We start from the raw sequence: 14,530 nt of genomic DNA, 5'->3' as shown, positions 1-14,530 counted from the left end.
CCGCTATAACAAACGAGATAAACGAGGCTTCATCTGGTTTGTGCAACGAAGAGTGAAAAGTGACAGGGCCGCCACGACATTATTTGAAAAATATTTTTAGCCGGAAATCAGGCCAGGCTTTAGGAAGCAGAATCCTGCAACTCGATGCTGATCCAGTAATCAGTACGACTGCGGATAACTATCGGCAAAGTCTCCGCCAGGGCCGCCAGAGTCCGCTTACTGTCATCCAGCGGGAAAGTCCCGGTGACACGCAAGGCACCAGCCTGTGGCGTGACACGCAAAAAGCCGGAACGATAAGGACGCATGGCTGCGATCACTTCACGCAGCGGACGGTCATGTACTTCAATAAAACCATCGACCCAGGCAGCGGCAGCGCCGGATGCCGTATCGATGGCCGTTATCTGCGACTGATCAAAGCGTGCGGTTTCTCCTGCAACCAAGGTACGGCTGGCACCATCCTTGGCATCGATGCGTACAGCTGAATGCAAGACGGCGAGAACTGTAGCGCCCTCCTCCTGCCTGACCAGGAAACGGGTTCCCAGCGCACGCATGCTGCCTTCCGCACTCTCTACGATGAAGGGGCGCTGCGCATCTGCAGCAACATCGACGACAATTTCCCCGCTACGCAAATGGATGCGACGCGTACTCTCGTCGAAGTCAATATCAGCCGCGCTGCGTGCGTTCAGCCATATCTGGCTGCCATCTGCCAGTTGCATATGCTTGCGCTGGCCGGTAGAGGTACGCAAATCCGCTGTTACCGTATTCAATGGCGTGATGCGCTGCGCGAGCAAACCGGTACCGGAGCCGACCAGCAACAATGCCAAGGTATTCCGCAGCAGCTTCCGCCGATCCGGCGACTTCAGCAAGGCGCGTCGCGCCGAACTACGGACATAGGAAGAGGCAGGCAAGCCGTCAAAAGTACCGAGTACCTGCTCCAGATGACGGATCGCGGTATCGTGACGTACATCCTGCAGACGCCACTGTTTGAACGCTTCATGCTGAACCGGGCCGGCGTCGCCGGAGCGCAAGCAAATAATCCAGTCGATAGCTGCTTCGACTATCGGATCGGTAACGGCCGGTGCCGATGCAGTAGGAGTGAAAGCACTCATGCCGGCAATGCAGCGGCATAGCAGCAGCTTAGTGCCTGAGCCATATATTGACGCACACGGCTGGCCGAAACATTCAGTTCGGCTGCGATTTCACTGTAAGTCATGCCATCCAGCTGGCTCATCAGGAATGCGCTGCGCGCCTTGACTGACAGCCCGTCCAGCAAACGATCAATCGCCAATAAAGTTTCCAACACCAGGGCCTGATCTTCCGGCGACGGTGCCACGTCTTCAGGCAAGGCCGCCAGCTCGGCCAGATAGGCCTGTTCCAGGTCACGCCGACGCCAGCTCTCGAATACCAGCCGGCGTGCAATCGTCGTTAAATAAGCGCGTGGCTCGCGCACGTCCGCCAATGCTTCCGGACGCCCGAGTATTTGCAGGAAGGCATCGTGCGCAAGATCCGCCGCCTGATGCGTGCAGCCCATCTTTTTGCGCAACCAGCCGAACAGCCAACCATGATGGTCGCTGTAGAGGGTATGGGCCTGCTGTTGCAGGACTGGGTTAAGGGCCGGGGCCGACATTGGATTTTCTGCGTGCCGGGCACTGAAAGGCCGGGCATTTTAAATAATAATGATTCTCATTATATTCATCGTAAATCAGCGAGGCAATCTATACCGCTCAACCCGATGTAAAGATGCAACGAAAAAACACCGCTTGCACTCAAGCATTTAAGCCTGAGCCGTCGGTTGCCCATTGAGCTAAAAATTTCCCGATCTTTGTTTCGATATCACTTTCGACAGTTCGCAGTCGCAACAAGGGAATCCCACTTTTTCTCAGAATGCTATCTTTCAAAGCATCTCGCTCTGCTTGCACGGGCTCAGCATGAGATGAACCATCAACCTCAATCACACCCAGTGGTACCTTCCCTACTTTGAAGTACAGCACAAAATCACAACTAGCACCATTCTTCATAAACTCGCGCTCGCGCTGCGTCAATGTATCGTTGATCACTGAGGCTAATTGAACTAATAAGATTTGAGAGTGGAACTTGATTGCTTGGTAAATTTCCTGAGCCAAAGTCGAGCGCAATATCTGTGCTGCAATCTGCTCGGACTCATAACGCGAGTCACTTGGTAATAACCGGGCATTGAGCCGCTCCAAAGATTTGTCATATTCTTTATAGAGCAAATCAAAGGCAGATACGACGGGAGCGCGATGAATTTGTTTCTCATCCGCGTAATATTCAATGTAGCGAACCAATGCGGCAATAGGGCCATTATTTGCGGAGAAAACATCCTCGCCCGTCACCAAGGTGAAGAGCTTCTTTGCCCTCGATACCGCTACATTAACGAGGTGAGAATTATCCACAAAACTCAGATTCGTTTGGCTACTGTCCTTCTTATCCAACACGGTGGAAAAGACTATCTCATCACACTCTCTACCCTGAAACTTATGCACCGTATCATTGACAAAATCGGTCGGCAAATGTGCACGGGAAAGATTGACTTGTGCGTTGTAGGGAGCGATGAATCCCCTACTGTTCTCGCCATCCCATTCAGTCTTTCCATCCCACTTTAGAGTCGCAAGCAATGAATCCAGCTCCCTCAAATTCGAGTTGTTTCGCGTATGATTTCCCTTTGCAGTAACGAGCAACTTTAGCGGCTTTTCACCGGCATCTCGCGTCATCGGAATTAACTGATTGTCGTAAAACTGTTGATTACAAAATTGGATAATTTTCGGGTGGCAGCGGTAATGCTCTTTCAGCAGCGTCATCGGGATCGTATCTTGGAAAATACCAACGCATGAATCAAGCAAACTGTATTTTTCGCAATCATAGAATTCGACGTTCGGCACAGCGATATCCAGATTCAATGGAATGTGCGGGAGCTGCTTTCTGTCACCGACGACAATCAAATTTTTGGCACAACCCAACGCAAGGATTCCCGGCACGATATCCTGCTGTGAGGCCTCATCGATGATGACATAATCGAGGACCACGCGCTCACCGATCGAGTTGATGATCGAATGCGTACTGCTGCCAATAATCGGAAAACGCTTTATAAACGCATCGAAATTTATACGGTAAGTCTCAGAATCAAATACTGTTTGATCCTGGACATGCTGATGAAGATAATGCTTGAGATACCCCATCGATGTGAGAGTCAGGTCTTCTAACAACGCTTGAAAATCCCCCGTTCGCAACACCTCTTGATGAGCAGCCAATAATGACTTTTTTTCTTTCAGTGCTTTCTCATAATAGTGAAGCTGCAAGGCATAGATTGCGGACTTTCGCAGCGCCCCATCCGCAAACGGTTTCGTACGCCATATTTTAAAATTGACCAATAAGCTGATCCTGTCTTGGACATTGATTTGTTTCTCTGCAAGATAAGTCAAATAAGCGATCAAATCTGCGGATTTGCTTGGAGACAGCTTGTACTTATCCAGAGAATGCGAAGTCATTACTTGATTTTCGCGCTGCCATTGCAGCAGATAGCGCTGCTCTATGCCCAATTCATCAATTTCGGCCTGCAACTGCGCCACCGTGTTCTGTGCATGAAGATATTGTTTCAACTTCTGTAGAACGGTTTGAATTTGTTCCATGGCAGGCACAGAAACGGAGGGCTTGGGTGGTACGACCGGTAGATGACTAAAGAAACTTGTTTGATTCTCTTTATTACCCAACTTGGCAACCAAATAACCCAGCCCGGCAGCATCTAGTTTTTCATAAACATTTTTTACCGCAGTATTGTTATTGGAAAGAATAGCGACGCTTTTGCCCCGCAACACAATATTCGCAATGATGTTCAGTATCGTTTGTGTCTTCCCCGTTCCCGGAGGACCTTCGATCAAGCTGATTTGCGAGGTGAAGGCTCGCTCTACCGCCTTAAGCTGGCTTTCGTTAATACCGAAAGGATAGATAAAATTTCCTGCAAGCGGTCGTGATCGGTTCTGCCCCGTGCAATAAGCGTGCAGCGCGGTATCCTCGTGAGGCAGCAGCTTTTCCATTTGACGCTGCACATTCTCTGCGATCAGTTTGTCCTGCTGACTCGCCTGCTTTACCCGGGCATTTGCCACTAGACGGAAGTAGCGGAATATCTCTCCATCCTTGATGCTCGTCTCAGGACTGAAAGTAATACTATTTACATCTTTGACGTAAGTTTTTGAGCCCCCACGAAACTGGACGACGGCATATTTCCCGCCATAGATCACTGCGCTATCGATGGCATTGAACACTACACCACCTTTTTTTGACAAAAGTGCTCCCTTTAGCACTTTTGTCGGTTCAACTTTGCAATTGCTGAGCGGGCTGTAGTACGACTTACCGGATGGAAAATAGCAAGTCAGTATCAGCGTTTCCTGCCGACGATCCCAAGATATTTTCCAGTCACTGATTTGGCTGGTTTTGTTCTCCCCGTTCACAAAGATAGAAACCATACGCCCCTTCTTACAAGAATTACTCAAAGTAAAAAATATATCCTGGCATCTTCCGGTCCAGTCGATGAACTACATAAGCGTCAAATTGAAACCCGAGAAAAATAACATGACTAATGCGAAATATGCAGGTTTGTCGTTTAACTAAAAGTATCTTTCAATGCCATCCATAACTCATTCAAGCATAAAAAAACCCGCAAAATTGCGGGTTTTTTTATCGTACAAGCTATATTTTCCTTACCTCGCGAGGTAACACGACCGAACAGTATTTACTCCCACTCAATCGTAGCAGGCGGTTTACCCGAGATGTCGTAGACCACACGATTGATGCCACGCACTTCATTAATGATACGATTCGAGACATTGCCCAGCAACTCATGCGGCAAATGCGCCCAGTGTGCGGTCATGAAGTCTTGTGTCTGTACCGCGCGCAAAGCGACGACGTACTCATAGGTACGGCCATCGCCCATCACGCCCACCGATTTGACCGGCAGGAAGACGGCAAATGCCTGGCTGGTCGCGTCGTACCAGTTGCGGTGTGGGATACCGTTATCGGTCGCTTCCGAAGCACCCGGTGTGGCGACGAATGGCGTCTTGCGCAATTCTTCGATAAAGATGGCATCGGCGCGACGCAGCAAGTCGGCGAATTCTTTTTTCACTTCACCCAGGATACGCACGCCCAGGCCCGGACCCGGGAATGGATGGCGATACACCATATCGTGCGGCAAGCCGAGCGCTACGCCCAATTTACGCACTTCATCCTTGAACAGTTCACGCAAAGGTTCGAGCAATTGCAGGTTCAGGGTTTCCGGCAAGCCGCCTACATTGTGGTGGCTCTTGATGGTGTGGCCTTTTTTGCCTTTGCCGGCACTTTCAATCACGTCAGGGTAAATCGTGCCTTGTGCCAGCCATTTCGCATTCTTGCGTTTTCCTGCTTCAACCTGGAACACTTCGACGAATTCACGGCCGATAATTTTGCGCTTGGCTTCCGGATCACTGACACCGGCCAGATGGCCCATGAACTGATCGACGGCATCAATGTGGATCACGTTCACGCCCAGACTCTCGGCAAACATTTCCATGACCATCTTGCCTTCATCCAGGCGCAACAAACCATGGTCGACAAATACGCAAGTCAGCTGGTCGCCGATCGCACGGTGGATCAGCGCGGCAGCAACACTGCTATCGACGCCACCGGACAAACCGAGAATGACTTCATCACTGCCGACTTGCTGGCGGATTTTTTCGACGGCTTCGGCAATGTAATCCGGCATATTCCAGTCCGATTTACAGCCGCAAATATCGTGCACAAAGCGCGCGATGATGGCTTTTCCTTGTACGGTGTGTGTGACTTCCGGATGGAACTGGAAGGCATACATACGACGCTCTTCGTCAGCCATGCCAGCGATTGGGCAATTTGGTGTCGACGCCATCAGCTTGAAGCCAGGCGGCATTTCATTGACCTTGTCGCCGTGGCTCATCCAGACTTTCAACATGCCGTAACCTTCAGGCGTGGTGAAGTCGCTGATGTCTTTCAGCAAGGCGGTATGACCATGCGCACGCACTTCGGCGTAACCGAATTCGCGCACCTTGCCGTTCTCTACCTTGCCGCCAAGTTGCTCAGCCATCGCCTGCATGCCGTAGCAAATACCCATGACCGGCACACCCAGTTCGAATACCGCTTGCGGTACGCGTGGCGATTCGTCACCTTCGATGACCGAATTCGGGCCACCCGACAGGATGACGCCGGCAGCACCGTAATTGCGTACGAACTCATCGCTGACATCGTATGGGAAGACTTCAGAAAAAACACCGGAGTCGCGCACGCGACGCGCGATCAATTGGGTGACCTGTGAACCGAAATCGAGGATGAGTATTTTCGAATGCATGGGATAGTTGGCTAATGCTTCTAGATGGAACAATTAATTTTCAGGCTGATCATTTTGCGGCGGATGGTGCAGTCGGCGTGTTTGCATGTGTATGCAGTTCGCGCTCCAGCACCGCGACCAGGTCCAGCAGGCAGTGCCGGTCACCTTCGGTGAACATGCGTGGCCGTTCATGTATCAGGCCTATCCTGCCTATGACCTGCCCGTCACGACTACGCACGGGCTGCAAGGCATAAAACTTTACGTCCAGGTTCTCGATCCTGCCCAAGGCGGCCTGGAATGGTGATGATTTTTCCGGCACAACCTGCAAGCCATCAGTCAGGGCCAGTTGCGCACAAAACTGATGCGCCGCTGAATCCACCTGGAATCCTGGTTGATCAACGGCATGCAGATATACGGTACAGGCTGAGACACCGAACAACTGCTTGCCCAGGCGCTCAATACGGGCAACTGCATGGGCAAGGTCTTCCTGTCCACTCCTGCCCTGATCAAACGCCGGGCTGGCAAACGCCAAGGCCATGAACTTCGACCTTATTCAGCGCGGTAGTTCGGCGCTTCCTTGGTGATCTGCACGTCATGGACATGCGATTCACGCATACCGGCCGAAGTAATTTCGACAAACTCGGCGCGCTCGCGGAATTCGTCTATCGACGAGCAACCGCAATAACCCATGGAAGAACGAACGCCACCGACCAGTTGATACAGGATGGTGACCATGCTGCCTTTGTAGGCGACGCGGCCTTCGATGCCTTCCGGTACGAACTTGTCGACGTTGTTGGCAGGATCCTGGAAGTAACGGTCAGCCGAACCATCGGCCATCGCACCCAGGCTACCCATGCCACGATACGCCTTGTAGCTGCGCCCCTGGAACAGGATCACTTCGCCCGGCGCTTCATCGGTACCGGCAAACATGCTGCCCATCATGACGCTGGAAGCACCTGCTGCCAATGCCTTCGAGATGTCACCGGAGTAGCGGATACCGCCGTCGGCGATACATGGCACGCCTGTGCCTTTGAGGGCATCGGCTACGTTCGAGATTGCGGTAATTTGCGGTACACCGACACCGGCAACGATACGCGTAGTGCAAATCGAGCCAGGACCGATACCGACCTTGACGCCGTCGGCGCCATGCTCAACCAGTGCCAGCGCAGCTGCAGCGGTCGCAATATTGCCGCCGATGACGTCTACGCCCTTGTAGTTATCCTTGATCCAGCGTACGCGATCCAGCACGCCTTTCGAATGACCGTGTGCGGTATCAACCACGATGACGTCCACACCGGCCTTGACCAGCAAGTCGACGCGTTCATCGTTATCGGCACCGACGCCAACTGCTGCGCCGACGCGCAATTTACCCTGGCTGTCTTTGGACGCCAGTGGATGTTCAGTGGCTTTTTGTATGTCTTTGGCGGTAATCAGGCCGCGCAGTTCGAAGGCGTCGTTGACCACCAGCACGCGCTCCAGGCGGTGCTTGTTCATCAGGCGCTTGGCTTCAACCAGATCTGCACCGTCCGGTACATAGACCAGTTTTTCCTTCGGTGTCATCTTGCTGCTGACAGGCGCATCCAGTTCGTTTTCAAAACGCAAATCGCGGTTGGTGATGATACCGACCACGGTTTTGCCTTCGACGACCGGGAAGCCGCTGATGCCGTGTTGTTGCGACAAGGCCAGCACGTCACGAATTTTGGTATCTGGCGGGATGGTGATCGGATCACGTACGACGCCGGATTCAAAACGTTTAACTTTGGCAACTTCACGCGCCTGCTCTTTGGCAGTCAGGTTCTTGTGGATAATGCCGATGCCACCCTCTTGTGCCATCGCGATGGCGAGACGACCTTCGGTCACGGTATCCATCGCTGCCGACAGCAAAGGGATATTCAAAGTGATGTTACGGCTCAGGCGCGTAACAAGGGAAGTATCTTTTGGGAGAATGTCAGAGTAAGCCGGGACCAGCAGCACGTCATCGAATGTGAGTGCTTTTTGTAATAGACGCATAGTATTTTCCTAGTGGCGCAAAAGCGAATTATACAGAAATCCGTTTGCCGCGTCTTGCACTTGCAAAAAAGCTGGCGCGCAAAAGGCCGTATTGATTGACAGCGCAGCGGAAGCGTGGCGAAATCGCACAACTATTTATCTTGTTTCTCTGAAGGATTTGTCATGCGTTCAACAGGTTTGGCTGGTCTCGCCGTCGCACTCGTCTTATCCATCGGAAGCAGTTCCGCCCTCGCCCAATACATCTGGCTCGACAGCAAAGGCGTGAAACAGTATTCGGATATGCCGCCTCCGCCATCGGTCCCGACCGGCAAAATCCTGAAATCCCTGGGTAAGGCATTAAGTGGAGCACCCGAGAAAGCCGCCGAAGAAACCGAAAAAGATAGCGAGATGACAAAAAAAGCGCCGCCTACGCTGGCCGACCAGAACGCCGATTTCCAGAAACGCCGGATGGCACAAGCTGAAAAAGACAAGGAAGCCGAGCAAAAAGCCAAACAGGCGGCCGATGCCAAAAAGAATTGCGAACGTGCCAGCGCCTACAACCGGGCACTGGAATCAGGACAGCGCGTCGTCCGTACGGACCAGGCCGGGGAACGGGTATTTTTGAGTGATGAAGAACGTGAACAGGAAATACGTGAGAGCCGGCGCGCGCTCAACCAGTGCAAATAAGGCGGGAAGCAATACTCAGGGACCGGCCTGAAAGCGGTATCAGGCGGTCTTTTTGACGTTTTTATGATCCGCACGCTTGCGGCGCGAGTCCTTGGGATCGGCAATCAGCGGCCGATAGATTTCCACCCTGTCATGCTCGCGCAGCACCGTATCCAGGGTTTTCAGCTTGCCATAGATACCCACACGCCAGACGCTGACATCAATTTCCGGCGCTTGCCGGATAATCCCGCTATCCTGTATCGCTTGCTGTATCGTAGTGCCGCTGGCGACTGTCTGCTCCAGCAAAAACTGCCGGTCCGGACGTGCATAGCAAATCTGGATATGGATGGTGGAAGCCGGATCAGCCATAGACTGCATCCGCCCTTTTGCTGAATGAATCGACGAAGCTGGTGGCTATCATATTGAATACCGGCCCGATGATTTGCTCGATCAGGCGATTGGAAAATTCATACTGCAGGTCAAAATCGATCTTGCAGGCGTCTTCCCGCAAAGGCTTGAAAGTCCAGGTGCCGTGCAATTGCTTGAACGGCCCTTCCAGCAGGCGCATGGTCATCGAAACCGGGCGCACATTGGTATTTTCCGTGGTGAAGCTTTGTTTGACGCCATGGTAATTGATCATAATGCTGGCGACCAGCCGGTCTTCTTCCCGCTGCTTGACCTCGACCCCGCCGCACCATGGCAAAAACTGAGGATAATCCTCAACCCGGTCTACCAGCGCAAACATTTGTTCAGCGCTGTAGCCCAACAAGACTGATTTATGTACTACCGCCATCGAATATGAACCGTTTGATAGAATCGCGAAGTATCCATTTTAACCGACCCCTAGCCGAAACTCATGAGCATTGTTGACAATAGAAAAGCATTCCACGATTACTTCATCGAGGAGCGCTTCGAGGCCGGCATCGTATTGCAAGGTTGGGAAGCCAAATCCATCCGCGCCGGGCGCGTGCAGCTGAAGGAAGCCTACGTCATCGTGCGCAATGACGAAATTTTCCTGTTTGGCTCGCATATCAGCCCGCTGGCGACCGCCTCTACCCACATTACGCCTGATCCTGTGCGCACACGCAAGCTCTTGCTGAAGTCAGAGGAAATCAAAAAACTCAGCGCCAAGGTGGAGCGTTCCGGCTACACCTTGGTCCCGCTCAACCTGCATTACCAGCGTGGCTATATCAAATGCGAAATCGGCCTCGCCAAGGGTAAAAAACAGCACGACAAACGCGATACTGAAAAACAACGCGATACCCAGCGTGAAATCCAGTCAGTCATGAAACAGAACCGACGATAAAAAACGGCGCCTGAGGCGCCGTTTTAATTTGTCCTGCTTTACATCTGTTTATGATTTGGCCGAAGTGCCCTGCGATTTCACGACCTGCATCGCAGTCGCGATCAAACCGCTCATATCACCCAGGTTGGCCGGGATGATGATCGAGTTATTCGTTTTCGCCAGTTTGCCAAACGCTTCAACATACTGCTCCGCGACCTTCAGGTTGACCGCATCCGAACCACCCGGCTCACGGATCGCCGAAGCTGTTTTACGGATCGCTTCGGCTGTCGCTTCCGCGATCGACAGGATCGCCGATGCCTCACCCTGCGCCCGGTTGATGGCTGCCTGCTTCTCACCTTCCGAGCGTGCAATCGATGCTTCACGCTCACCGGTCGCGATATTGATTTGCTCTTGCTTGCGTCCTTCCGATGCAGCAATCAATGCGCGCTTTTCACGTTCGGCAGTAATCTGCGATTGCATCGCATGCAGGATTTCCTTCGGTGGTGTCAGGTCCTTGATTTCATAGCGCAAGACTTTCACACCCCAGTTTGCCGCTGATTCATCGACGGCACCAACCACTGCATGATTGATCAGGTCGCGTTCTTCAAAAGTCTTGTCCAGCTCCATACGGCCGATGACGGAACGCAAGGTGGTTTGCGCCAGTTGCGAAATCGCCGAAATATAATTCGATGAACCATAGGAAGCGCGCATGGGATCTGTCACCTGGAAATACAGTATGCCGTCGACTTCGAGCTGCGTATTGTCCTTGGTAATACAGACTTGCATAGGCACATCGAGCGGGATTTCTTTCAGCGAATGCTTGTAGGCGATACGGTCGATGAAAGGCAAAACGATTTTCAGGCCGGGGCCCAGCGTCGCATGGTATTTACCCAGGCGCTCCACTACCCACGCGTGCTGCTGCGGCACGACATTGATGGTTTTGATGACAAAAACGATGGCGACAAACAGCAGGAAAATAGTGATGCTAGTAGTATCGAACATAGTGTTTCCTTTATTAAGCGTGAGCAGTTGCGTCACTATTGCGGACGATTAAACGGCTACCCTGTACTTCCCGTATGACGAATTTTCCCGGCACTGGCGACTCGCTTTCCGCCAGTTCCACATCCCATAAAGCGCCGCGATACATCACGCGTGCGGTGTATGAACTGGCATTGATTTGATGCCATTCCCCGACTTCCAGCGTCTGTCCTATATCGAGATTCACGTTAGGATCGCGCGCTGCATCAGTGTGATCAGGACGCCCGAATTTACTGCGCCGCAAAGCAAAGGTAGCGAACGCAGCAACTGCTGCTGCAATCAGGCATTGTTCCGGCACTCCCATGCCGCCCAGTGCCGCCAAACCACCTGCGGCGGTTCCTATGCCTATCATCAATAGATAAAAGGTACCGGTTGCCATTTCCAGTATGACCAGCACACAGGCCACGGCAAACCAAATCATCCAGTCCGTCATGTGTTTTTCTCCCAAAAAGCAAAAACCCTCGTGGACCGTTGGGCGACGAGGGTTAAGAAACCACGATAAGACTTATCAACAGTCGGGTGCACACAGTCTAGACTAAAAAACTGTGTCGCAACATAAATTCACACACCCGACTGCCTTACTGCCATAGAACATTACAGACGCTTGGCCAGGTTCTGCCATGTCTCAATCACCGAATCAGGATTCAGCGACAGCGACGTAATACCTTCCTTCATCAGCCATTCGGCAAAATCCGGATGATCCGAAGGACCTTGACCGCAAATACCGACGTATTTACCTTGCTTGCGACACGCTGCAATCGCACGCGAGAACATCGCCAATACCGCAGGATCGCGTTCATCGAAATCAGCCGCCAGGATTTCCATACCGGAATCGCGATCCAGGCCCAGCGTGAGCTGAGTCAAATCGTTGGAACCGATGGAGAAGCCGTCGAAATAATTGAGAAACTCTTCAGCCAGGATAGCGTTCGACGGCACTTCGCACATCATGACGATGCGCAAGCCGTTTTCACCGCGTTTCAAGCCGTTCTTTGCCAATAGGTCGATCACTTTTTCGGCCTGTCCCAAAGTACGGACGAACGGCACCATGATTTCGACGTTGGTCAAACCCATCTCGTCACGCACGCGCTTCATCGCCTTGCATTCCATTTCGAAGGATTCGGCAAAATCCGGTGCCAGGTAGCGTGCAACGCCACGGAAGCCCAGCATAGGATTTTCTTCATCCGGTTCGTAACGGGAACCGCCGATCAGTTTTTTGTACTCATTCGATTTGAAGTCGGACAAACGCACGATCACAGGTTTAGGCCAGAATGCCGCACCGATAGTAGCGATACCTTCTGCCAGCTTGTCGATGTAAAACGCTTTAGGCGAAGCATGGCCACGCGCGACCGATTCCACGGCGGTTTTCAGGTCAGCATCGATATGCGGGTATTCCAGAATCGCTTTTGGATGGACGCCGATATTGTTGTTGATGATGAATTCCAAACGCGCCAGGCCGACACCTGCATTCGGGATGCTCTGGAAGTCGAAAGCCAGTTGCGGGTTACCGACGTTGAGCGTGATTTTCAACGGCAGCTCAGGCAAGTCGCCGCGTGCGAATTCCGTCACTTCGGTTTCCAGCAAGCCATCATAGACCTTGCCTTCGTCGCCTTCGGCACAGGATACGGTGACCAGCGTACCGTCAGTCAGCAATTCGGTCGCATCACCGCAACCAACCACTGCCGGCACGCCCAGTTCACGCGCGATAATCGCCGCATGGCAGGTACGGCCACCGCGATTGGTGACGATCGCCGAAGCACGCTTCATGACCGGCTCCCAGTTCGGGTCCGTCATATCCGCTACCAACACGTCGCCCGGCTGCACACGTTCCATATCCGCAGCATCGAGGATGACGCGCACCGGACCGGCACCGATCTTTTGGCCGATGGCACGGCCAACGGTCAATACCGAACCGCTACCCTTGAGCTTGAAGCGTTGTTGTACATCGGTGGATTTTTGTTGCGACTTCACGGTTTCCGGACGCGCCTGCAAAATGTAGAGCTTGCCGTCGATACCGTCTTTACCCCATTCGATATCCATAGCACGGCCATAATGCTTTTCAATGATGACTGCATATTTGGCGAGTTCGACGATTTCTTCATCGGTCAAGGAATAGCGATTGCGCATGCCGATAGGCACGTCGACGGTACGCACCGAACGACCGGCTTTCGCTTCTTCGGTGAATTCCATCTTGATCAGCTTGGAGCCGATGTTGCGACGGATGATAGGCAGCTTGCCAAGTTCCAGCATCGGCTTGTGCACATAGAATTCATCCGGATTGACCGCACCCTGCACTACGGTCTCGCCGAGACCATAGCTGGAAGTGATGAAGACCACATCCTGGAAACCGGATTCGGTATCCAGCGTGAACATCACACCGGCCGCGCCCTTATCGGAACGCACCATACGCTGTACGCCGGCTGACAATGCAACTTCAGCATGGGTAAAGCCTTTGTGGACACGGTAGGAAATTGCACGATCGTTATACAGCGATGCAAAGACATGCTTGATTGCTTCAAGCACATTCTCGATGCCGACAACGTTAAGGAAGGTTTCTTGCTGACCGGCAAATGACGCATCCGGCAAATCTTCCGCTGTTGCAGAAGAACGCACGGCGAACGACATTTCCTTGGAGGAATCTGCGGCCAGGTCTTTGTAATACTGCGTGATGTCTTGCAGCAATTGCGGCTGGAATGGTGTTTCCACTATCCACTGACGAATTTCTGCGCCGGCTTGCGCCAGTGCACGTACATCGTCGATATTCAGGTCGGCCAGACGATCAGCGATACGTTGTGCCAGACTCAGCCCACCGTTTTCACTGTACGTCAGGAAATCCCTGAACGCCTGTGCCGTGGTGGCGAAGCCGCCCGGCACCCTGACGCCGGCTTCTGCAAGCTGGCTGATCATCTCGCCTAAAGACGAGTTTTTACCGCCAACCGAGTCCACATCGGACATCCGTAAACGGTCGAAGGAAACGACGTAGTTTCCCTCTACTGCCGGGTCATACTTGCTCCCCGTTTGTAATGCAATCGACATAACAACCTCTGCTTTGATGACAAGAAATCTTCATGCGTGCCCTTCATAGGCGACAGATAGGCGACAGTTTTTGTTATTCTTCGAGTAAGGCCGTAACATGTGTGAGCAATTGGCCGACATTTTACCCAAAGTCTTACGAGTTCGCACTGCACCGCAGCATTTTTTTAACTTAC

13 protein-coding genes are annotated in these 14,530 nt (G+C 52.5%); 2 read left to right on the top strand and 11 right to left on the bottom strand.

The window, feature by feature from the left end:
* Positions 1–119: 119 nt before the first annotated feature.
* From ACFQPC_RS03625 to guaB, 6 genes are all read right to left on the bottom strand, one after another.
* Positions 120–1,109 (bottom strand): FecR domain-containing protein, encoded by a 990-nt coding sequence (locus tag ACFQPC_RS03625; RefSeq protein WP_382270234.1) that lies wholly within the window; start codon positions 1,107–1,109, stop codon positions 120–122.
* Positions 1,106–1,627 (bottom strand): sigma-70 family RNA polymerase sigma factor, encoded by a 522-nt coding sequence (locus tag ACFQPC_RS03620; RefSeq protein ID WP_382270233.1) that lies wholly within the window; start codon positions 1,625–1,627, stop codon positions 1,106–1,108. Before ACFQPC_RS03620 ends, ACFQPC_RS03625 begins: the two co-directional genes overlap by 4 nt.
* 139 nt (positions 1,628–1,766) lie before the next feature.
* Positions 1,767–4,481 carry an AAA domain-containing protein gene (locus tag ACFQPC_RS03615; RefSeq protein ID WP_382270232.1) on the bottom strand — a complete coding sequence of 905 codons (2,715 nt, stop codon included), beginning with the start codon at positions 4,479–4,481 and terminating at the stop codon, positions 1,767–1,769.
* A gap of 266 nt (positions 4,482–4,747) precedes the next feature.
* Complete coding sequence (gene guaA, locus ACFQPC_RS03610; RefSeq protein WP_382270231.1) at positions 4,748–6,367, bottom strand: glutamine-hydrolyzing GMP synthase; 1,620 nt, start codon at positions 6,365–6,367, stop codon at positions 4,748–4,750.
* Between the two features lie 49 nt (positions 6,368–6,416).
* Positions 6,417–6,884 (bottom strand): GAF domain-containing protein, encoded by a 468-nt coding sequence (locus ACFQPC_RS03605; RefSeq protein ID WP_382270230.1) that lies wholly within the window; start codon positions 6,882–6,884, stop codon positions 6,417–6,419.
* An 11-nt stretch (positions 6,885–6,895) separates the two neighbouring features.
* A complete protein-coding gene (gene guaB / locus ACFQPC_RS03600) occupies positions 6,896–8,356 on the bottom strand; it encodes an IMP dehydrogenase (RefSeq protein ID WP_012079887.1) in 1,461 nt (486 codons plus the stop codon).
* Positions 8,357–8,518: 162 nt separating this feature from the next.
* On the opposite strand from guaB, the gene ACFQPC_RS03595 reads away from it, so the two are divergent.
* Positions 8,519–9,022, top strand: a complete 504-nt coding sequence (locus ACFQPC_RS03595; RefSeq protein ID WP_382270229.1) for a DUF4124 domain-containing protein — start codon at positions 8,519–8,521, stop codon at positions 9,020–9,022.
* Between the two features lie 39 nt (positions 9,023–9,061).
* Here the strand turns inward: ACFQPC_RS03595 and ACFQPC_RS03590 are convergent, their stop codons facing one another.
* Together ACFQPC_RS03590 and ACFQPC_RS03585 are read right to left on the bottom strand one after the other, a co-directional pair.
* On the bottom strand, positions 9,062–9,370 hold the full coding sequence (locus tag ACFQPC_RS03590) for an RnfH family protein (protein WP_382270228.1): 309 nt from the start codon (positions 9,368–9,370) through the stop codon (positions 9,062–9,064).
* On the bottom strand, positions 9,363–9,794 hold the full coding sequence (locus tag ACFQPC_RS03585; protein ID WP_012079890.1) for a type II toxin-antitoxin system RatA family toxin: 432 nt from the start codon (positions 9,792–9,794) through the stop codon (positions 9,363–9,365). The genes ACFQPC_RS03590 and ACFQPC_RS03585 overlap by 8 nt, the downstream gene beginning before the upstream one ends.
* Positions 9,795–9,857: 63 nt before the next feature.
* On the opposite strand from ACFQPC_RS03585, the gene smpB reads away from it, so the two are divergent.
* Positions 9,858–10,307: an SsrA-binding protein SmpB gene (smpB, locus tag ACFQPC_RS03580; protein ID WP_175625722.1), complete on the top strand. Its 450-nt coding sequence runs from the start codon at positions 9,858–9,860 to the stop codon at positions 10,305–10,307.
* A 48-nt stretch (positions 10,308–10,355) separates the two neighbouring features.
* Here smpB and ACFQPC_RS03575 read toward each other — a convergent pair whose 3' ends face one another.
* The 3 genes from ACFQPC_RS03575 to ppsA form a co-directional block, all read right to left on the bottom strand.
* A complete protein-coding gene (locus ACFQPC_RS03575; RefSeq protein ID WP_012079892.1) occupies positions 10,356–11,288 on the bottom strand; it encodes an SPFH domain-containing protein in 933 nt (310 codons plus the stop codon).
* A 13-nt stretch (positions 11,289–11,301) separates the two neighbouring features.
* The gene (locus ACFQPC_RS03570) at positions 11,302–11,757 is read right to left on the bottom strand and encodes an NfeD family protein (protein WP_382270227.1); all 456 of its coding nucleotides are present in this window, start codon (positions 11,755–11,757) and stop codon (positions 11,302–11,304) included.
* Positions 11,758–11,918: 161 nt separating this feature from the next.
* Positions 11,919–14,357 carry a phosphoenolpyruvate synthase gene (ppsA, locus tag ACFQPC_RS03565; protein ID WP_382270226.1) on the bottom strand — a complete coding sequence of 813 codons (2,439 nt, stop codon included), beginning with the start codon at positions 14,355–14,357 and terminating at the stop codon, positions 11,919–11,921.
* Between the last annotated feature and the right edge of the window lie 173 nt (positions 14,358–14,530).

The organism is Herminiimonas glaciei (assembly GCF_042664955.1).
Lineage (GTDB): Bacteria > Pseudomonadota > Gammaproteobacteria > Burkholderiales > Burkholderiaceae_D > Oxalicibacterium > Oxalicibacterium glaciei.
Note: the sequence above shows the minus strand (reverse complement) of the source record. Positions and strands in the feature narration are given on the sequence as shown.

Coding starts and splice junctions, on each gene's coding strand:
- ACFQPC_RS03595 (WP_382270229.1), top strand. CDS start 8,519: ATGCGTTCAACAGGTTTGGCTGGTCTCGCCGTCGCACTCGTCTTATCC.
- ACFQPC_RS03615 (WP_382270232.1), bottom strand. CDS start 4,481: ATGGTTTCTATCTTTGTGAACGGGGAGAACAAAACCAGCCAAATCAGT.
- guaB (WP_012079887.1), bottom strand. CDS start 8,356: ATGCGTCTATTACAAAAAGCACTCACATTCGATGACGTGCTGCTGGTC.
- ACFQPC_RS03605 (WP_382270230.1), bottom strand. CDS start 6,884: ATGGCCTTGGCGTTTGCCAGCCCGGCGTTTGATCAGGGCAGGAGTGGA.
- ACFQPC_RS03620 (WP_382270233.1), bottom strand. CDS start 1,627: ATGTCGGCCCCGGCCCTTAACCCAGTCCTGCAACAGCAGGCCCATACC.
- ACFQPC_RS03575 (WP_012079892.1), bottom strand. CDS start 11,288: ATGTTCGATACTACTAGCATCACTATTTTCCTGCTGTTTGTCGCCATC.
- smpB (WP_175625722.1), top strand. CDS start 9,858: ATGAGCATTGTTGACAATAGAAAAGCATTCCACGATTACTTCATCGAG.
- ppsA (WP_382270226.1), bottom strand. CDS start 14,357: ATGTCGATTGCATTACAAACGGGGAGCAAGTATGACCCGGCAGTAGAG.
- ACFQPC_RS03585 (WP_012079890.1), bottom strand. CDS start 9,794: ATGGCGGTAGTACATAAATCAGTCTTGTTGGGCTACAGCGCTGAACAA.
- ACFQPC_RS03570 (WP_382270227.1), bottom strand. CDS start 11,757: ATGACGGACTGGATGATTTGGTTTGCCGTGGCCTGTGTGCTGGTCATA.
- guaA (WP_382270231.1), bottom strand. CDS start 6,367: ATGCATTCGAAAATACTCATCCTCGATTTCGGTTCACAGGTCACCCAA.
- ACFQPC_RS03590 (WP_382270228.1), bottom strand. CDS start 9,370: ATGGCTGATCCGGCTTCCACCATCCATATCCAGATTTGCTATGCACGT.
- ACFQPC_RS03625 (WP_382270234.1), bottom strand. CDS start 1,109: ATGAGTGCTTTCACTCCTACTGCATCGGCACCGGCCGTTACCGATCCG.